Consider the following 20,603-nt stretch of genomic DNA (forward strand, 5'->3'; position numbering starts at 1 on the left):
AAAAGGGAGCCAATGCTCCCTTTTTTATTTTTAACGAATTATTAATCTTGATTGTTAGTTGAAAAGTCTATTTCGACAGAGCGGCCATCCAAAATGGCAATGTTTTGATAATGCCATGCCAGTTTTGCAATAACTTTCTCTACTAATCGCAATCCTAAACCAAAGCCATAGTCATTATTTATAGTACTTGGCCGTTCGTGATTTATATGAGCCATCTCACCCGAAAGGTTATTTACATTGTCGATACGAACCTTTTTGTTGTTATAAGTAATATTAATGGCGCCGTTTTGAGTATATTGAAAAGCGTTGCGGATGATATTACTTAACACCAAACGACATGGCGTATATGCAAGGGTTAACTGATCTTCAGCAAGTGTTGTAAATACTTCAACTGATTTGCCTTTAAGTAAATAATTGTTGTCTTCTATTAACTCTGTTATTAAATTTTTTATGCTTACTTTTTCGCAGACAATGTCGTTACTTTCTTCACGGCTTAACCATAAAAGCGTTTCTGTTAGTTGTTGCATATTATTTGCCGCGCGTGCAATACGGTTAAGTGCTGTTAAGTTTGCAGCTGGCGGCTGATTTTCTGCAGTCTCGTTTGAGGTTTGATGCCACATACGTTCAAGTAACTCACTATTACTTCTAACAACGGCAATCGGCGTTCTAAGCTCATGGCTAGCATGGCGTAAAAAATTTTGTTCATTTTCGAGTAAACTTTTTATTTTTAATAAGGTATTGCGTTGCTTATTGGCGATGCGATTAAGTTCATTAAAGTTAAAGTTTGGTACGGGGGCTTCTACATTATCTAAGTTAAGTTCGCCAACCCAGCGATCTAAGTGATTTATTCGTTTAAGATTGTATCGTAAGGTTAATTTAACGGTTATTCGTAATAAAATGAAAAACAAAGCCGCTATCGGTAAAGTCAAACTCGTTAATAGAGATATTTGGCTGTTATTCGAAATGGCATATTTCTCGTTATTAATATGGCGAAATAAATACAGTATATTATTGTCATCTAATGGCAGTGTCACAACATAAATAACTTCTTTTGGCGACCAAGACCACTGATTTTCATGAGTTAACACAATATTGCTACTACTCGCTTTTGTCATGTTTTCAAGAGCAGGGAAATGTACTTTTTTGTTCTTTGGCACATTCTGCCAGTTAATGAAGCCGGTAAAGTGAATGGAACTTGGTGGCAATAGCTGTGGGTTTTTCTTGTATTGCATGGCGAAGTGATGTGCTTCTAACTGTAAGTCTTGGTAATTTGACTCATCTAAGCCCGCTATAAAGTAAAGGTTTACAATGATGGTATAGGCGAGAATAAATACGATTGCCACCAAAGTTTGCGTACGTAAAATAAAGCGTTTTAAAGGAAATGTTTTTTGGTTTTTAATTATTTTATTATTAATCATTATTATCTTTAAAAATAAACCCTTGCCCAGGTATGGTATGAATGAGCTCGGCGGAATTATGTTTGTTAAGCTGTTGGCGTAGTTTAAATAAGTGCACTTTTAAACTGTTGCTTTCGGGGCTATCATCGCCCCAAATGTTTTGTATTAGTTGTTGTCTGGAAATAACACTATTCGCTTTGCGCATTAATAATTCTAAAATATTCCAACCCGTCGGTGTTAAAGCGAGTTTCTCACCATTGCGATAAGCAAGCTTTGCCGTTAAGTTTAATTCAACGCCGAACATAGATAATTGTTTTACTTGACCACTAATACGATTAGCTAAGACTTGAATTCGGGCAATAAGTTCGAGCATTGCAAAAGGTTTTATTAAATAGTCGTCGGTGCCGGCTTTAAAACCGGCAAGTTTGTCTTCTAAGGTGTCTCTTGCGGTAAGCATGAGTACTGGTGTTGTTAAACCTATTTCTCGCATCCTTTTACAAACGCTAATACCGTCCATTAATGGCATATTGATATCAAGAATAACGACATCAAATTGGTGCTGCTGTAGCAGCTCTATTGCGAGCATGCCATTACTGGCATGATCGCAATAAATTTTTTCTAGCGCGAGGTAATCAATAATTGTACTTGCTAAATCAACATCATCTTCAACGAGTAATATGTTGTAATTCATCGAGTAACCTTAAAGAAAAGACCATAAAGTACCGGAACAACACCTAAAGTTAAAATTGTTCCTATTCCTAAACCGAAGGCAAGCACAACAGCCATGCCATAGAACATAGAGCCAGTATCCATCATTAAAGGAAATAAGCCCATAATTGTCGTTACTGTGGTCATAGCGATAGGGCGCAGGCGAGTTAAGCAAGAATTGATAATCGCTTGATAGGCGTTTTGGCCTTGTGAGCGTTCAATGTCTATGCGGTCAATCAATACAATACCGTTATTGATAATGATACCAGCAAGGCTATAAATACCTAAAGTAACCATAAAACCAAATGGCGCATTCATGATTAATAGGCCGCTTACTGTGCCAATTAATGTTAATGGTATGGTTAAAATAATGATCCAAGCGCGACGGAAAGAATTAAATTGCATCACTAGTAATATTACCACTAAACCTAAAACAAATGGCATATTAGCACTTAAGGCTTGTTGAGCTTCTGCTGATTTTACAATTACACCATCGTATTCGATATGGTGATTAACCGGTAAGTCTTTTGCTAATGCTTGAATTTTATCATCAATTTTTAGCTGTAAATCTTGTGCGGTCATCTCGGTATTGCTAGCTTCTACGGTTATAGTGGTGAACATATCTTCACGTTGAATTTTTGCAAATTGGTTAACAGGTAAAAAGTCAGCCACTTGCAATAATGGAATTGCCGTTGCGCTATTCGTTGACATGACAGATACCGTGCGCAATCTATCTAGGTTTGAACGTTCGGCTTCGTTAGCCCGTAAAATAATAGGGATAATATCATCGCCATCTCGATATTCAGTAACAGTTGCGCCACTAAAGAAACTTTGCAGTGCAACAGCTATATCTTCTGATGTAACGCCAGCACGTCGAGCGCGGTGTTGGTCAACTTTAACTTGCACTTTTACAATACGGTTTTCCCAATCGCTGCGCACATTTTTAGTGTAAGGAATTTCCTCTAATACAGACATGATTTCTTGAGCTTTGTCGTAAATTACCGTTTTGTCAGGTCCTTTTACTTGAATACTAATTGTGCTTGAATCTGACGGGCCGGCAAACATACGCTTGACGCGTGCTGACACGTTGGGGAAATTTTCTAACATTTGATTATGGATATGATTAACCATAGTGTCTAAATCAGTATCAGGTTTAATGTTTAAAATAATGAAACCTTTGTTATCAGCAGGGTCCTCGGGATTCAGTGATAAAACAAAGCGTGGGCCGTTAAAGCCTGTGTAACCGGCATAACTTATTACTTCAGGTAAGGTTTCTTCTTGATCTAACCAGGCAAACACTTCTTTCATTTGGCGATTGGTTTCTCTTGTCGATGTACCATTAGGTAAATCAACATAAACCATAATCTGCATACGATCAGAGTCAGGGAAAAATTGTTGGGCAACGTATTTAAAACCAGACATTGAGAAAACAAGTAACGCGAACATGGCCGCTAAAAATATAACTTTATGCGCCATTATCCAATGCAGAAACTGTTCATATCGTCGATAAAAAGCGGACGATGTGGTTTTTGAAGTTATAGATGAATCGTTTTCACTATTGCTTAAATTACTTTCACCCTTATCAACTTTAATAAAAAAGTAGCACAAGGTTGGGGTAACGGTTAAGGCAAGCACCCAGCTCGTCATCAAGGTAATTAAAATGACTAGAGAAACGGAACGTGTAAACTCGCCGGCTATATTATCGGCAAGCATTAAAGGTAAAAAGAATAAAATGGTTGTAATTGAAGAGCTTAGTAAAGGTAAAGCGAGTTCTTTACCGCCTTGGCACATGGCTTGAAATCTATCAACGCCGGCTTCTATTCTGCGTTTAAAGTCTTCGGCGATAACAATACCATTATCAACGAGTAACCCTAAAGCGATTATGAGTGTTGCTAAGCTCATTTTTTCTAACACCATGCCGCTAAACTTCATAATGGCTAGTGTAGTTAACATGACAAACGGTACAATTGAGCCAACAATTAATCCAGTTCGCATACCTAAAAATAAGATTACTACAACAAGAACAATCGCAAGTGTTTGCACGACACTGCTAGAAACCCCTTGAATACTTTGTTGTACTTGATCAGCCTGAAAGGTTGCATAATCAACGTTATAGCCAATTGGCAAAGTTTCGGTAATGTCAGTCATCAATGCTTGCACACGTGGCGCGTACTCTAATAAATTGTATTCTGGTAGCATAGAAACTGCGAACATAATGGCTTGTTTACCATTAAAGTATGCGGGTTGATCTGGCGGGTCAATATAGCCACGACGAATGGATACAAGGTCTTTTAATGCAAAGCTCTCATCGGTACCAGGGATGCTAATTTGAGTATTCGCAACTTCGTCGACAGAAGTGAAATTTCCAGTTGGCTCAACCACCATTGACAGGGCACCGGTGTCTATTTCACCTCCTGGGCTAATAATATTTTGATTTCGTAGTTCATCAATAATGGTGATAGGTGAAATACCTAATTGAGATAACTTTGCATTGGCTATTTCAAGGAATATTCTTTCCTCTTGTGCACCAATAATTTCAACTTTTTTAGTACCATCGACCGTATAAATATTATCGCGTATATGTTTGGCAATATCGTACATTTCACCTAAGGAAAAGCCGTCAGCAGTTAGCGCTAATGTAACAACAGAAACGTCGCCAAATGAATCATTGATAAAAGGTGTATGGGTGCCACTGGGTAAGTTAACTTCCGCTTGTTTTACTTTATTGCGTAAATCTTGCCAAATGTTATCAAGGTTAAAGTAGCGATCATAAATTTCAACATGGATCACTGAGCGACCAGTAACAGAGGTTGAACGAATTTGTTCAACCTCGGGAATTTTTCTGATTTCTTTTTCTAAAGCACGGGTAATAAGTTGTTCAACTCGCTCTGGTGCCATACCAGGAAAAGACGTAGTTACAATGGCATCTCTAATGGTGATTGTTGGGTCTTCTTGCGCCGGTAAGGTAAAATAGGCAAAAGCGCCATTAATTAACAGTAACGCTAAGACCATCAATACCGATTTACGATATTTAAATGCAATTTCAGTGAAGTTCATCATATGTTTGTCCTAGGGAGTTAATTAAAGCGACGAATATTTTTATCTAATAAACGTACGTTTTGACCATCGCGTAAAAAGGACACACCTGCTGTGGCAATTATTTCTCCTTCAGTTAAGCCAGAAGAAATAAGCACTTGGTTACCTATAATGCTTTCAGTTTGCACTAATCTTTTTTCTAATAATTTTGTAGTGGGGTTATAAACAAAGACTGCTGCTTTTTGTAATTTTTGTGCAGAAAGTGCAGACACAGGTACTCTAAAAATTTTACCGGTGTAACCCGTTCTGCCAACACCTTCAAAGGTAAAATCTACTTCGGCGGTCATACCCGCGCGTAAACCAGCAATGTCAGTATTAATCACTACAGTAACTGGGAATGCATTGGCAGCTTCTGCGCGAGAACCAATTTCAGTAACACTGCCCAAAGCTTTTACGCCAATAATTGCAGGGAAATCAATACTAATATCCTTGCCCTTGCTCAGGTTGTCAATGAGGTTTTCTGGCACCATCACCTGAATTTCCAAGCCATCTTCACCGGCAATTTCAAATGTACTTTGTCCTGATGCTATTTGCATAGAAGGTTCAATCATACGCTTCGTGATCATACCGTTATAGGGGGCGACTAGTAGGGTGTCGTCTAAATTTTTTTGTGAAATATCGAGTTGGGTTTTGGCAATACTGACGGCACTTGATGTCGATTCAAAGGTTGCTTTTGCGTTATCAAAACCAGAGCGAGATACTAACCCCTGTTCGAGTAGCTCAGTATAACGTTTATATTCATTTTCAGCTTCAACTAGTGAAGCTTTTGCTTGTTGTAGATTGGCTTGTGACGACTGAACACTTAAAGTGAAGTTTCGTTGGTCAAGCTGTGCTAAAGCATCACCTCGTTGCACCGAGTCCCCCAATTTAACTTTAACCCAATCAACTTTACCATTAACTTCAAAACTTAAATCTGTTGCTTCAATAGGATAAACCGTGCCAGATAGGCGGCGAACTTGATCTAGCGATGTTTGTGTAACCGCCTGCCATGCAATTGGTCTAATGGTTTCTTCAAACTTGGCTTTTGGTTCACTACATCCAAGTGCAATAACACTTACTGCAATAGCGATAAAGGCTGTACGCATTTTTATTCCCCTACATTTTTCACAATTGATTTACTTAGTTGCAATATTAGATTTCAGTCTATTTTATAAAGTTTACGCTAGATGGGGTTAACGCTAGGTTAACCTATTATCGTAATTGAAATTTATTTTTGACTAATTGCGTTAAATTATAGGACAAAGATGACAAATGCTCGATTCGCGATCAGCTTTAGCATTGCTGATTGAAATGAGTCACTAAATCTAGACTCTTTTAGTAAGTATTTAGTTCACCATAAATACTATTTAAAGTGACGAATTTGTGTTCGCCTGAAAGTGAAGTAGTGATGTAGGATATGTCTTACATTGGTGTAGGATATATGGTTTATTTACGCTATTGATTTATCTTAGAATTCCTTTAAGTTGCTGTTAATTAAGGTTTTACATAAAATAACGTATTGTTTCATTTTGATTACAGTGATTTTATTTTGAAAAAGTAACTTTGAAAAATAAGTGAATGTTCTAATATTACAACTGTCAGGACGACACGGGGTTTACCCAAACGGTAGTTAGCTACCAGAAGGACGCTTAGTATAGCGAAGAGATAGGATATCTCGCAAGGATAGAAGGAAATGTTGTCACGGAAAAAGTCGTCAGGATGATGGAACATAGACAACAGTTGTAACTAGGATAGTTACTGTGAAGGATAACGAGGACAGCAAATGATTTGCTAGGAAAGGCTAAGGACAGCTCTTTATGGATGAAGCGGGATCATTATTTATTGTGCAGGATGCACAAAAGCTAGTTTAAGAAATGCGGTTCATTGAACCGCATTTTTTTGTCTGAAATTTAGCAAAACAATTAATATTCTATTAGATTTGCATAATATTCATTCTTTCCTAATGCTGCTTGGCTTCCTTTTAACGAAAACTTATATCCACATAAAGAGAAACTGCCTTTAAAGGCAATGTTTTTAACTAGAGCTTTGGTATCTAGTGGCGAGAAATACGCATAGTATTGGTCGTTGTTTTGTACATCAACTTTAATACTTCTGATTTTACCTGCCTGATTAAATTCAATGCTTTGACAACTTTTGTCTCCTTGAGCATTCGCAATATTCCAATACTCATTATTGTCAGTGCTGTCGGCTTGCCAATTAATGACTATGCCTTCGTATGTTGTCACCATTAAAGAAAACTTATCAGGTAAAGTAATATGATGCTGCAGTTGATCGGAACTACTTTCTGTCTCTACATTCTTGACAGTATTAGGAGTAGCGTCAGTTACTGTTTTTTCACCGCTAAATATCAATGAAATAATGATTGCTAAAATAATTAAGAAACTCACTACTGAAATGGTTATTCGAGCATTTTTGTGGCTAAAAAGCGCATGTCGAATAGATTCGCCAATATCATTTACCGGTTCGCCTGTTAAAGTGCTTGCTGGGTTAGGGAAATCAACAGCCGTTGTTGCTGATTGATGCAAAGATGAATTAGCAACATGAGCCTCAACTAATGTGTCATTAGTTTGAGTTTTATTCATGGTTGGCTCTATACGTTGGTTAGACCGTGCAGCATTATTAGATTTTGTTAAATACTCGGACAAATCAACCGGTCCACAATAGCCCAGAATAAAAGTGCGTTGTCGTTTACTAGGATAAGTCAGCAATAGTAATGACAGTAATAGTGGTATGAGTAATAACCAATAAATACTACCGTGGCCAAGAAAAGTAATAATCAAACCTGATATTAAAAAGCTGCCTGCTGGCGCTAATATCCAATTCCGGTGCAGTTGTGCATCATTGAGTCGACGTTGCGTCGCTATGAAGGAAATTGACACGCAAAGTAATAGTCCTATTACAGCCGCTAGAGCCATATCTAAAAATACTTCGTTTAAGATCACAAAACTGACCAAGCATGAAAAAATAATGATGATAAAGCGTGCTCGGTTATCATAACCGCGCAGGCAAAGTAATGACTTTAAAAGTTGCACAAAACCTCCGGTAAAAGCCAGCATAAATTTATTAGGCGTTAACCGTTAAAACTAGCTAGGAAAAGATGCTAAATCAGCACATGCGAAGATTAACTAATTTTGCAGGCAATGTCAGTGCGTCTAGAAGAATTGTTTACTTTAAAGAGTTGTTTTTTTAATTTTGCGATGTTTTTATTTGTTGTTAAAGCGTTACATTTCGTAAATGAGCTTGGTTTTTGTGAGATATATCTGCAACCTTTGTCCGTTGAACTTGATGAAGTACACTGGTCTTTTATTTGTTTTGCTTTTATTTTATTGATATACAAGTGTTTTTTTGTGCTCCTTGAATTTTAAAAGGATAAGTATAGAAAAAATATTTTTATTAGGCTAGTTTGTATTACTCACTTTAGTAAACTTAATCATGTCAGGAGGACAAGAGGTAAGGAAACTTCTTAATAGTAAGTTATAGCGAGGAACGCATATTAACTTGATGTATAAGGAAGTGCATAAAAAATAAGGAAGTTGTAAGGTTTAATTTTGCTTAATAAGGATATACGCAGGATGCGAATATAAGCTGATGGAGTAAGCTAGATGGAATGTTTGCTAAGGAAAAGCAAATCAAGCGCAAATTAAATGTTCAAAAAGAAAAAGCGACGTAATGTCGCTTTTTCTTTGCCTATATTTTTAATATTGTTTAGTGGCAGTAGAGTAGTAAATAGCCGTATTATTGTATTTTAAAGTTGCCGTTAGTTAACGCGGTATGCTGGCGTGTCAATATTATCTAATTTATAGCCGCGTAATGTCATTTTACCATGGTATTTTGATTCGCCATCACCACTAAATTCCAGATCGAATTGACTGACCCAATGTGGGCCATAACGTTTGGAAAATCTAAATTTGCTTGATAAGCGAGCAATGGCTAAAAACTGCAAGTTTTCCTGTTTACAGTATTTGTTGGCATGTGTGCGAGCATATTCTGATACACGGCGTAAATAAATGAAATACCAAAATAATAATGCAACAAATAATAGATAATAAATATTTTCCACATTAACCCTTAATGTTTAAACAGTTGACCAATAGCTTGCGCTAAGGCATCACTGCGATTCGGTGAACGTAATGCTTGCAATAGTAATGGGCGGGTAGTTGGTATTGCAACTAAATCTTTAAAAATTGCCATGAATAATTCATGATCTTCATCTTTTATTAAGTGCTCTAAATAGCTAAAAAGAATGCTCTCATTTATTAATGCTGACCACAAACGCCCAGCAATGATAATTAAGGTATCTTCATTAAGTGCTTCGCTATCGAGTAAACCATTGATAAACTTTTCACTAAAAGGGTGCTGGCTGCTTGATGCAAGTGCTCGTAACAAAGACAAAGCAATTGTTGGTTCGTTTTCCTTAAGTGCTTTTTGATATAAAGCGATAATTTTAGCGATTAGTTCTGCCGGTAACTGTGTGTTCTCCAGAGCCGTACATAATGGTGTTAACACTTGTTCTGGTAAATGTTCAATGGCATTTGTTAGCAGCTCTACGTTGTTACCATCATTTAATCGCGCTGCAATATCCGATAAACCTTGTACGCCTATTTCCTGCCATGCCTGCCAGCCATTATTGCCTGATAAGTAATTTAATGCCGGTTGATAAAACTTACTTGCTGGCTGCTTTAATGCCACAGATACAATACTGTTTATTGCCGCTAACTTATATTGCGCCGGTGTAAAGTGATAAGGGTTTTTCTTTAATAACGCCTCTTGCTGCTCAGTTGGGTTTACTGACAAATCACCTCCTAACGCTTCAACAATAATGGCAATAAAGTGATTTCGTGCCCCTTGGTTTAATAAACCGCGCTCATCTAAAGGTAACTTAACAAACCATAAATACGGCGTAATCGAATTTTTTTGCCAAAATGCGATAGCTAAAAAAGCATGTCCTTGCGATGGATATGGGTAGGGCAATTGTGCAGACTCTATTTTTTCAAATTGATCCCTTGAAATTTTATCAACTCGGCGGCCAATATCGTAAATGCGATATTGAGAATTAGATAAACTAAGTAACTCAGAAATTGATGAAATGGTGTCAGGAGTTGTGCTCATAGTGTAATGCAATCGCTATAAATGGTTTAGACAAGTTGTTATAGCGCGCCATTATAGAGATAATAGCGCTTTAACTCCACCGCTAATCCCGTGTAATTGGAAGCACACCATGACTGACGATAATCCATATTTTCAATTAATTTCACTACTCGAAAAGCTTTCATTTGAACTTAAAGTTGCACAACTTTGGAGTGAGCAAGTGCCAAGCGCCTCTCAGCTGCAAAGTTCACAACCGTTTTGCTGCGATACTTTGACATTCGAGCAATGGCTGCAGTTTATCTTTATTACTCGTTTATCGCCCATGGCAAAACAAAAACAAGCATTACCCCAAAATATTTTAGTTAGCCCTATGGCAGAAGAAGTCTTTAGCGACCCAAAACAACATGTTGTAATTGATACTATTGCTGATATTGATGAATTACTCAGTGACACGAAAATTAGCCGTACATGGCACGTAAAAAACGTAAATAGTGCGAGTTAATATGACGATAGTAAATGCCGGTGAGGTAATTGTTGAAAAGCCAGTTCTAAGAATATTATATCAAGACCAGTACATAGTTGCTGTTGATAAACCTGCGGGCTTGTTTGTTCATCGTAGTTTTATGGATAAAGATGAAGTTTATTTTGCGCTGCAATTAGTTCGTGATCAAATTGGCCAATATGTTTATCCGTTACATCGACTTGATAGGCCAACTTCTGGCGTATTATTGTTTGCGTTAACACAAGAGGTTGCTCGTCTTATGGGGCAAGCATTTACTGATCGTAAGATTGAAAAAACCTACTATGCGTTAACACGGGGCCATTTATTAAATAGTGGAATAGTTGATCACCCATTAAAAGAAAAGCTAGATGATTTAGGTGATAAAAATGTCAGTCGAGATAAAGAGCCGCAAAGTGCTCAAACCTATTACCAATCAATAAAAACAGCTGTTTTGCCAATACCGTTAGGGAAATTCCCTAGTGTTCGTTATTCTTTAATTAAATGCCTGCCACATACTGGTCGTCGTCATCAAATTCGCCGCCATTTAGCGCACTTACGTCATCCTATTATTGGTGATATTAATTATGGTGATAATAAGCAAAACCCGTTTTTTGGTCAGCATTTTGGTTTTAAACGATTAATGCTTATTGCAAAAGCAATAAAATTCACTCATCCCGTAACTGAGCAAAATATTGTCATTAGTACTGAATTTGACAGCCAATGGCAGCAGGCTTTTCGTGAATTAGGCTGGGATGGTGTTTAGTTGTTATATTGCTATTTTGGGCCACTTATACGCACTGAATTAAAGTCTTGCGCAATTAATTGACTAAAGCTGTGTTTGACTCTGGTGTTGTTTGTCTCACTGTTTTCATCAGTACTCTTTTCGCCCTTAATTAAAACAGCATTAACGAAATATGGATTTTGATAAATATCACTTTGTTTGGCAAATGCTAGCATCATTTGTTGGTCCTGGGTGATAGGGCGGTTAAGCAAGCTAAGCATTAATTGATGATCAGAGGTTAATGGTTTTTTCTCGACAGCAACCTTTGAGGTAGAGCTACAGGCTGATAAGAAAGTAATTAAAATAACAACAAGGATCAAAGGTAGTTTTTTCATAATGCTAATAGTGTCTAAAGTAACTTAATAAGCACTATCGCAAGGGGTGTGCCAACTAAAAATTTGACACCTTAATTTGGACTAATGAAATAGACCAATATTGATTATGTTTTTAATTATAAAGAGAAATTTAGCTAGAAAAAAATTACTTAATTGGTGCGGTTTTCGTTACAGAAGTATAATTTTTTTAGCGAGAACATGTTAATACTATTTGCGGAATAAAGCGTCAAAAAATCAACGTTGACTCTTTTTTCATAAATTTACCGATGTAGATATTAAAATATTACACCGGTAATTTACTCTTAAGTTATTACAGGCAAATGCTATTCTTCAGAAACTGAACGAAGTAGGGCGTTAATACCTACTTTAGCGCGAGTTTTTGCATCAACTTTTTTAACAATAATAGCGGCATATAAGCTGTAGTTGCCACATTTTGATGGTAAGTTGCCTGGTACAACTACAGAGCCAGCTGGAACTCGTCCGTAATGAGTTTCACCTGTTTCACGGTCGAATATACGTGTGCTTTGGCCAATGTATACGCCCATTGAAATAACTGCACCTTCTTCAATAACCACGCCTTCAACAATCTCTGAACGGGCACCAATAAAGCAATTGTCTTCAATAATAGTTGGACCTGCTTGTAATGGCTCAAGTACGCCACCTATGCCAACACCGCCTGATAAATGCACATTTTTACCAATTTGTGCACATGAGCCAACGGTTGCCCAGCCATCAACCATACAACCTTCATCAACATATGCGCCGATGTTGACAAAACTTGGCATTACAACGACATTTTTCCCTATATAAGTGCCAGTTCGAACTGAAGCACCAGGAACAACTCTAACACCATCAGCTTCAAAATCAGCTTGGCTATAGTCGCTATACTTCATTGGTACTTTATCGAAAAACTTGCTTTCTGCACCGTCGATAACTTCGTTGTCCCAAATACGAAATGAGAGCAATACTGCTTTTTTAAGCCATTGATGTACAACCCACTCACCAGCAATTTTTTCTGCAACACGCGCACTACCATTATTTAATGCCGCAAGCGCATCAAGTACTGCTTGCTTAACTTCTGGTGTAACGCTTGCTGGCGTAATATTCATACGCTGTTCAAACGCTTGTTCAATAACTGTTTGTAAATCTGACATTTGGATTTTCCTAATGGTTCAAGGCTAATTTATTGGTGACTATCTGCGTAAAGCATGACTTCCAATGCTCGCTCTTGCGCTTCGGTAAGTGCTTGATTGTCACTATTTGATACGGTAAAAACATCTTCCGCCTTCTCACCGAAAGTGGTGATTTTAGCGGAATGTAGTTGTAACTTACTTTTTTGAAAAACAGCGGCTATATTGGCGAGCAGGCCAGGATGGTCAAGTGTAACAATTTCCACCATAGTACTATTTTTCGTGGTACTTTCAATAAAGCTAACTTGGGTTTTTACTTTAAATTGTTTAAAGCGTTTTGCCAATGGTTTAGCTTTAATACGACTTTTTTCAGATGCTAAATTGGCTCCTAAAGAACGTGCTAAGGCACCAGCTCGCGCACTGTCATTGATTGCACGATTATGGTTATCCAGAACCACAAATGTATTGGCGGTGTAGCCGGTTTTGCTAGTAGTTACTTTAGCGTCATGTATTGAGAGTTTTTTCGCACCTAATAGTGACACCATATTAAAGAATATGTGCGGCTTGTCTTTGGTATACACGAAAACCTCGGTACCACCACGATAGGGTTTCGGGCTGATCAGTACAAGCGGCTTAGTTTTATCATGTGGAACAATATGCTGAAAATGCCAAGCAATTTGTTCAGGCGCATAACGTAAAAAGTAATCGGCTTTAAATTCTTTCCACAGTTGTTGTAACTGTGCATGATCGATATCTTGCTCTTGTAAAATGTCTAGAGCTAATTGCTGGTTTTCTCGTATTTTTGCCCTTAAATCAACCGGTTTTTCTAAGCCACGCCTAAAGGCACGCTTGGTACTAAAATATAAATCTTCCAATAAATTTGCTTTCCAACTATTCCATAAGCTTTCGTTGGTTGCCCGCATGTCGGCTACAGTTAAGCAATATAAATAGTCGAGGTGGGCTTCATCGCGAACTATTTCTGCAAACGCTTTAATCACTTCAGGGTCAGATATATCACGACGCTGTGCGGTTACAGACATTAATAAATGCTGTTCAACCAGCCATGAAATCATACGACCATCATGATCGTTAAGCTTATGCACTTTAGCGAAATCTAACGCATCAATGGCGCCTAATTTTGCATGGTCGCCACCACGCCCTTTGGCAATATCGTGAAATATGCCAGCAAAATAGAGTAATTCAGGTTTGCGCACACGTTGCACTATTTTACTACATAATGGGTATTCTTCGTTGTGCTCAGCTTGGCTAAATCGATAGAGGTTTTTTAGCAATCGAAAGCTATGTTCATCAACTGAATAGGCATGAAATAAATCGAATTGCATTTGCCCTACGATATTACGCCATTGTGGTAAATATGCACCAATAATGGAATGACGATGCATTAAGGTAAATGCTAAACCAAGGCCTTTTGGGTGCTTGACAAGTTCAACAAATATTTCTCGACAACGAGCATAGTCAATCATACCTGATACTAAACGTCGACGCGCATTTCGCATCAAGCGTAAGGTTTCTGGATGTAAGTCGGTAATTTCATCGTGGTGCGCGATTAATAAAAATAATTCCATTATCATCGTCGAACGCGTAAATACACGTTTATTACGGGCTTTAATTTGCCCGTCGATAATGACGAAATCGTCATTTAATGCGATTTCAGTGTTTTCTTTATTCTTGTTTAAAATGGCATATTCAAAATGCTGCAACAGCATTCTATTAAGTTCTGAAATACGAGAAATAATTCGAAAAAATCGTTTCATCATACGCTCAATGGCTAGCTTACCACCATCGCCAAAGCCCATAAGTTCGGCAACATCAGCTTGATAATCAAATAGTAATCTATTTTCATTACGGCCAGCAATAAAGTGCAATGCGCAACGCATACGCCAGAGGTAATCTTGACACTCTATAAGTTCGAAGAATTCATTTTCAGTTAGATATTTATGGTCAACGAGTTGTTCTAAGGTATCTGCCATAAAGTGACGTTTTGCTACCCAGCCAATAGTTTGAATATCACGTAGGCCGCCGGGATTTGCTTTTAAGTTCGGTTCTAAAGTATAGGACGCACCATGATATTGTTTATGACGTTGAAGCTGCTCATTTTGTTTTGCTAGAAAGAACTTCTCTGAGGTCCAGAAAACATCTTCGCTTAACAGAGGTTGTAAATGCGATACCAGAGATTCATTACCGCATATCTGACGCATTTCCATTAAATTTGTTGCTATGGTAACGTCATCAACCGCTTGCTTTAAACATTCTTTAATACTGCGAACACTGTGACCAATATCAAGTTTTACGTCCCATAATTGTGTGATAAATGCTGATATGCTCTCGGCCAGCTCATCTTCAACGATATCTTGAGTGAGCAGTAAGATATCCACATCGGAATAAGGGTGCAGTTCTCGTCGGCCATAGCCGCCAACCGCAACTAAACTAATTTGATATTCATCTAAATGGTGCTGGCACCAAAGCTTAGTTAAAATTAGATCAACATAGCAGGCTCTGGCTGCAACAAGGGAAGTGATTTCATTAATGGGAAATTCACTTTTTTGCCATTGTAAAAACTCTTGGCTTAGCTGGCAAATTTCTTGGCTAGATAACAATGGTGCACTGACAGCTAAAGGAAGGCTGAAGTTTTCGGGAATAATGTGGGCGCTATTCAAAAATAAACTCTCTTATTATTTCATTTGAAGGGTTTAAACCTTTTGGAAATAAACCCACATTGTTTACATATTTACTGAAAGATAACGATGAATGTTAATTGTGTAGCATTCTAGGAATAGTGTCGTCTTTACGCAATGTTAGTACTTCACAGCCGGTTCTAGTGACAACAACGGTATGCTCCCACTGTGCAGATTTTTTACCATCTAAGGTATAAACCGTCCAGTTATCTTCTTTATCAAGCAGGGTATTTGCACGACCTAGGTTGATCATCGGCTCGACAGTAAAGCACATGCCTTCTTGCATTTTTTCTTTATCATTATTTTTATAATGAACAATTTGTGGCTCTTCGTGAAACTCTTTGCCAATACCGTGTCCACAATATTCTTTCACTATTGAATAGCGACCTGATTTTTTGATGAATTTTTGAATTGCTGTGCCAATTTCACCAAAAGTATTACCTGGCTTAACTTTCTTAAGGCCTAAATATAATGCTTCTTGAGTGATACGACACAAACGGTTGTCTTCAGCTGATGTTTCGCCAATGAAAAACATTTTACTGGTGTCGCCGTGATAACCGTCTTTAATTACGGTAATGTCAATGTTGATGATGTCACCGTCAACTAATGGAATATCATTTGGAATACCATGACAAACAACGTGATTCACTGAGGTACAGATAGATTTTGGAAATCCATGATAATTAAGTGGTGCAGAAATTGCGTTTTGAACGTTCTCAGTATATTCGGCACAAAGGGTATTTAACTCGTCTGTGGTTACACCTGCTTTTACATGAGGAGCAATCATTTCTAACACTTCTGCGGCGAGCTTACCTGCAACTCTCATTTTCTCAATTTCTTGCGGATCTTTAATCGTAATCGTCATAAAACCTCAATGAACTTATATTTTCAACGTCGCCAGTGCAAAGAAACACATCAGAGCCTTAAAGGGGTCAATATATGTTAACTACTAGCGTAAATAATTATTGTTCACGATTTTACATGTTTTTTGATTTTTTCCCAAATTTAAAGCGCAATATAGGGCAATTAAATAGTGAAATAAGTATTAGAAATTTATGTGGTTAATAATTGGGGGGAGCTTTTGGACTCTACACAGTAATAAAGTCCAAAATTGCTTGGTAGTAGTTATCGGTAAATTTTAGATACTCAAAGCAAGCAACTTGAGTTCTTGCCAAGGTTACAGGCTAATTTACCTTGATAGCATTACGATAAGTTTTCTAGTTCAAGTTTAACTGCATCAATGATTGCACTTGGCTTTTCCAAATAAAGGTTATGATTAAGCAGTACTAAGTTTTCATTATAGGCAAGTAACATAGCTGGAATAGCTTGTGTGCCAATAAGTTCTTGAATTTCGATAATATCATGTATAGCAAATTCCGCATCTTTAGTTAGCTTGTTCGCTTGTAAACATTTTGCTGGTGGTGACAACTTAAGTTCATCGATGATATCAATTACGCTGTCTCTGTCTGTTAGTTCATTTCCTAACACAAAGTGCGCGTGTTGTAATTTTGTCATTAATTCAAATGCTGATTTAGCAGATTTATTTTGAACCCAAGCCATTAGATTCGCGACTAAGGTAGAATCTTTTGAGTAGTTAAGTGTTTCTTTATAGTTAGCCCCAAATTTCACCGAACTAAATTCACCTACGGCGGTAATAGTGGTTGGTGATACTTTGTTGTCACCATCATAGTAACCGATATGCATTGCTCGAAAAGTCATAGAAGGGTATGCGCTCAACACTTTTTCGATAAGCACTGTAGAAGCATAACTCCAGGGACAATGGCTGTCATAGATAAAGAAAAGTTCAGCGTTAGGGGTATTTGAAGACATGTGATAACTATTTTAAAATAAATATTGTGCTAATTTTAACGCGCCCCATGTAAATATCCTACCCCTGAATAGATATTTTCTTTTTAAAGGGAGTGAGCTAGGTAAAAAACTGGTCAAATAACTCCCATTATGGTATAAAGTGCGCCGCTAAATTATTTGTTTAATGTGTTAACTGCTTTTTCAAACTTTTTTAGCCTTAACCGGTATTGAATTAAATTGTATTAATTCAATACATTAAAACTAAACTCACATACATCTAGCAAAGGTATACCCGGGGTGCTCAGCGATATAGCGTTTAGCGAATCGCAATAAGGGTCGTGTATATTGGATGTATGAACGCTTAACCCCATAAAGGAAAAAACATGCCAAACGTTTCTATGCGCGATATGCTTAAAGCCGGTGTTCACTTCGGTCACAAAACCCGTTACTGGAACCCAAAAATGAAATCATACATTTTTGGCGCTCGCGATAAAGTTCATATCATTAACCTTGAACAAACTGTACCTATGTTCAACGAAGCTCTTGCTGTATTAAGCAACGTTTCTTCGAAGAAAGGTAAAGTTTTATTTGTAGGTACTAAACGCGCTGCAAGCGATGCTGTAAAAGAAGCAGCAATTAAATGTGATCAATTCTACGTAAATCACCGTTGGTTAGGTGGTATGTTGACTAACTGGAAAACAGTTCGTCAATCAATCAAACGTCTTAAAGATCTTGAAGCTCAAAGCTCTGACGGTACTTTTGAAGCGCTTACTAAAAAAGAAGCGTTAATGCGTACTCGTGAAATGGAAAAACTTGAGAAAAGCCTTGGTGGTATTAAAAACATGGGTGGTTTACCTGACGTTTTATTCATCATTGACGCTGATCACGAGCACATTTCTATTAAAGAAGCTAACAACTTAGGCATTCCAGTAATTTCTGTAGTTGATACAAACTCAAACCCAGATGGCGTTGACTACATCGTTCCAGGTAACGATGATGCGATTCGCGCTGTGACTTTATACTTAGACTCAGCTGCAAATGCTGTTGTTGAAGGTCGTGAGCAAAACATCGCAGTACAAGCTGAAAAAGACGGTTTTGTTGAAGCTGAATAATTTCAGTTTTTAATACGTTTTATTTTGCTATTGCCACAATCCAATTGGTTTGTGGCAATTACTGACATTTTTATATATTGAGGAATAACTCATGGCAATTACTGCTGCACAAGTTAAAGAATTACGTGAACGCACAGCTGCGGGCATGATGGACTGTAAAAAAGCTTTACAAGAAGCTAATGGTGATATGGATCTTGCAATTGAAAACATGCGTAAGAACGGCCAAGCTAAAGCTGCTAAAAAAGCGGGTAACATCGCTGCTGAAGGTCAAATCATCATTAAAGATGGCGCGTTAGTTGAAGTTAACTGTCAAACTGACTTCGTAGCAAAAGATGACAACTTCTTAGCATTTGCTAACAAAGTTGCTGATGTTGCTGCAGCTGAAAAGCTTTCTATCGAAGATTTACAAGCTAAGTTTGAAGAAGAGCGTATTGCACTAGTAACTAAAATCGGTGAAAACATCAATGTTCGTCGTGTAGCTTATGTTGAAGGTACTACGTTAGCTTCATACAAGCACGGTGCTACTATCGGTGTTGTTGTTGCCGGTGAAGGTGATGCAGAAGCACTTAAGCACATTGCAATGCACGTTGCTGCAAGCAAGCCAGAATTCTTAACTCCAGAAGATGTTCCAGCTGATGTTGTTGCTAATGAAAAGCGCATCCAAATCGAAATGGCGATGAACGAAGGCAAGCCTGAAGAAATCGCTGAGAAGATGGTTACTGGTCGTATGAAGAAATTTACTGGTGAAGTTTCTTTAACTGGTCAAGCGTTCATCATGGAACCTAAGAAAACAGTTGGTGCTGTATTAGCTGAGAAAGGTATCTCAGTTACTAACTTCGTACGTTTAGAAGTTGGTGAAGGTATCGAGAAGAAAGAAGAAGATTTTGCTGCTGAAGTAGAAGCACAAATTGCTGCAGCTAAAAGCTAATTCATCTTTTGAATTATTGCTTTAAGCAACTTTCTTAAAAAAAAGCGCCACTTGGCGCTTTTTTTATAAGCTGAAAATGATTTGGTGATACTAATAGCGTTGTTAGTAGCAATTTGACCATTAACTACATCACTGTCATTAGGATAAGAGCAATCTATCATAGACTTTTTTCATATTAGGCTTTCGATAAAGCGCTAAACGTATTAAAATAGCTACGGTCGATCAGGCCTTGGCTATTTTAACTAAAAAATTCTGAAGGAATGTTTATTACATGAGCATCAATCCCAAACCAACTTATCGTCGAATCCTTTTAAAATTAAGTGGTGAAGCCCTGATGGGCGAAGAAGGCTTTGGCATAGATCCAAAAATTTTGGATCGTATGGCGCAAGAAATTAAAGAATTAATCGAAATGGGTATTCAAGTTGGCCTTGTGATTGGCGGCGGTAACTTATTTCGAGGTAAGGGCCTAGCTGACGCCGGCATGAACCGAGTTGTTGGTGACCAAATGGGTATGCTAGCTACTGTAATGAACGGCTTAGCGATGCGTGATGCTTTGCACCGTGCTTTTGTGAATACTCGTTTAATGTCTGCTATCGACTTAGCCGGTGTATGTGACCGTTATAACTGGGCAGAAGCAATCAGCTTGCTAAAATCTGGCCGTGTAGTTATTTTTAGTGCTGGTACTGGTAACCCGTTTTTTACCACTGATTCTGCAGCCTGTTTACGTGGTATTGAAATTGAAGCGGATGTAGTATTAAAAGCAACTAAAGTTGATGGAATTTATTCTGAAGACCCAGTCGCAAACCCAGAAGCTACGCTATACAGCCATTTAACATACCAAGAAGTTTTAGAAAAAGAATTACAAGTAATGGATTTAGCTGCATTTACTTTGGCTCGTGATCATAGCATGCCACTGCGTGTATTTAATATGAATAAGCCTGGTGCGTTGAAATCAGTTATTATGGGTGGCGATGAAGGTACAACTATCGATCACGCTGAAAATTTAGATTAATTATTGCAG

Annotated in this window: 17 protein-coding genes; 5 read left to right on the forward strand and 12 right to left on the reverse strand. The window is 37.8% G+C overall.

The annotated features are described in order from the left end of the window. Positions 1-41: 41 nt before the first annotated feature. From AC27E9_RS09855 to AC27E9_RS09885, 7 genes are all read right to left on the reverse strand, one after another. The gene (locus tag AC27E9_RS09855; protein ID WP_487129674.1) at positions 42-1,418 is read right to left on the reverse strand and encodes a sensor histidine kinase; all 1,377 of its coding nucleotides are present in this window, start codon (positions 1,416-1,418) and stop codon (positions 42-44) included. Then, positions 1,411-2,088, reverse strand: a complete 678-nt coding sequence (locus AC27E9_RS09860; protein WP_487129676.1) for a response regulator transcription factor — start codon at positions 2,086-2,088, stop codon at positions 1,411-1,413. Before AC27E9_RS09860 ends, AC27E9_RS09855 begins: the two co-directional genes overlap by 8 nt. Next, the gene (locus AC27E9_RS09865; RefSeq protein WP_487130052.1) at positions 2,085-5,162 is read right to left on the reverse strand and encodes an efflux RND transporter permease subunit; all 3,078 of its coding nucleotides are present in this window, start codon (positions 5,160-5,162) and stop codon (positions 2,085-2,087) included. Before AC27E9_RS09865 ends, AC27E9_RS09860 begins: the two co-directional genes overlap by 4 nt. Before the next feature lie 20 nt (positions 5,163-5,182). Beyond that, positions 5,183-6,286: an efflux RND transporter periplasmic adaptor subunit gene (locus tag AC27E9_RS09870; protein ID WP_487129678.1), complete on the reverse strand. Its 1,104-nt coding sequence runs from the start codon at positions 6,284-6,286 to the stop codon at positions 5,183-5,185. Positions 6,287-7,102: 816 nt separating this feature from the next. After that, entirely contained in the window at positions 7,103-8,233 is a 1,131-nt protein-coding gene (locus tag AC27E9_RS09875; protein ID WP_487129680.1) for a hypothetical protein, read from the reverse strand. A 725-nt stretch (positions 8,234-8,958) separates the two neighbouring features. Further along, a complete protein-coding gene (locus AC27E9_RS09880) occupies positions 8,959-9,261 on the reverse strand; it encodes a DUF3301 domain-containing protein (protein WP_487129682.1) in 303 nt (100 codons plus the stop codon). Positions 9,262-9,269: 8 nt separating this feature from the next. Beyond that, positions 9,270-10,310, reverse strand: a complete 1,041-nt coding sequence (locus AC27E9_RS09885; protein WP_487129684.1) for a DUF3549 family protein — start codon at positions 10,308-10,310, stop codon at positions 9,270-9,272. Positions 10,311-10,419: 109 nt separating this feature from the next. Here AC27E9_RS09885 and AC27E9_RS09890 point away from each other — a divergent pair, with 109 nt between their 5' ends. Both AC27E9_RS09890 and truC read left to right on the forward strand, forming a co-directional pair. Then, complete coding sequence (locus AC27E9_RS09890; RefSeq protein ID WP_487129686.1) at positions 10,420-10,791, forward strand: YqcC family protein; 372 nt, start codon at positions 10,420-10,422, stop codon at positions 10,789-10,791. Between the two features lies 1 nt (position 10,792). Then, positions 10,793-11,554 carry a tRNA pseudouridine(65) synthase TruC gene (gene truC / locus AC27E9_RS09895; RefSeq protein WP_487129688.1) on the forward strand — a complete coding sequence of 254 codons (762 nt, stop codon included), beginning with the start codon at positions 10,793-10,795 and terminating at the stop codon, positions 11,552-11,554. Between the two features lie 11 nt (positions 11,555-11,565). Here the strand turns inward: truC and AC27E9_RS09900 are convergent, their stop codons facing one another. The 5 genes from AC27E9_RS09900 to AC27E9_RS09920 form a co-directional block, all read right to left on the reverse strand. After that, positions 11,566-11,907, reverse strand: a complete 342-nt coding sequence (locus AC27E9_RS09900) for a hypothetical protein (RefSeq protein ID WP_487129689.1) — start codon at positions 11,905-11,907, stop codon at positions 11,566-11,568. Positions 11,908-12,230: 323 nt separating this feature from the next. Continuing rightward, positions 12,231-13,061 (reverse strand): 2,3,4,5-tetrahydropyridine-2,6-dicarboxylate N-succinyltransferase, encoded by an 831-nt coding sequence (gene dapD, locus AC27E9_RS09905; RefSeq protein WP_487129691.1) that lies wholly within the window; start codon positions 13,059-13,061, stop codon positions 12,231-12,233. 29 nt (positions 13,062-13,090) lie between these two features. Continuing rightward, positions 13,091-15,715, reverse strand: coding sequence for a [protein-PII] uridylyltransferase (glnD, locus tag AC27E9_RS09910; RefSeq protein ID WP_487129693.1), 2,625 nt, complete (start codon positions 15,713-15,715; stop codon positions 13,091-13,093). Positions 15,716-15,809: 94 nt separating this feature from the next. After that, positions 15,810-16,598, reverse strand: a complete 789-nt coding sequence (gene map, locus AC27E9_RS09915; RefSeq protein WP_487129695.1) for a type I methionyl aminopeptidase — start codon at positions 16,596-16,598, stop codon at positions 15,810-15,812. A 338-nt stretch (positions 16,599-16,936) separates the two neighbouring features. Beyond that, positions 16,937-17,563 (reverse strand): hypothetical protein, encoded by a 627-nt coding sequence (locus AC27E9_RS09920; RefSeq protein ID WP_487129697.1) that lies wholly within the window; start codon positions 17,561-17,563, stop codon positions 16,937-16,939. Positions 17,564-17,925: 362 nt separating this feature from the next. On the opposite strand from AC27E9_RS09920, the gene rpsB reads away from it, so the two are divergent. The 3 genes from rpsB to pyrH all read left to right on the forward strand — a co-directional run bounded on the left by rpsB (position 17,926) and on the right by pyrH (position 20,594). Then, positions 17,926-18,654, forward strand: coding sequence for a 30S ribosomal protein S2 (gene rpsB / locus AC27E9_RS09925; protein WP_487129699.1), 729 nt, complete (start codon positions 17,926-17,928; stop codon positions 18,652-18,654). Between the two features lie 91 nt (positions 18,655-18,745). Then, entirely contained in the window at positions 18,746-19,582 is an 837-nt protein-coding gene (gene tsf, locus AC27E9_RS09930) for a translation elongation factor Ts (protein ID WP_487129701.1), read from the forward strand. A gap of 271 nt (positions 19,583-19,853) precedes the next feature. Next, positions 19,854-20,594, forward strand: a complete 741-nt coding sequence (gene pyrH / locus AC27E9_RS09935) for a UMP kinase (RefSeq protein WP_487129703.1) — start codon at positions 19,854-19,856, stop codon at positions 20,592-20,594. Positions 20,595-20,603 lie beyond the last annotated feature (9 nt).

This window comes from Colwellia meonggei (assembly GCF_057537295.1).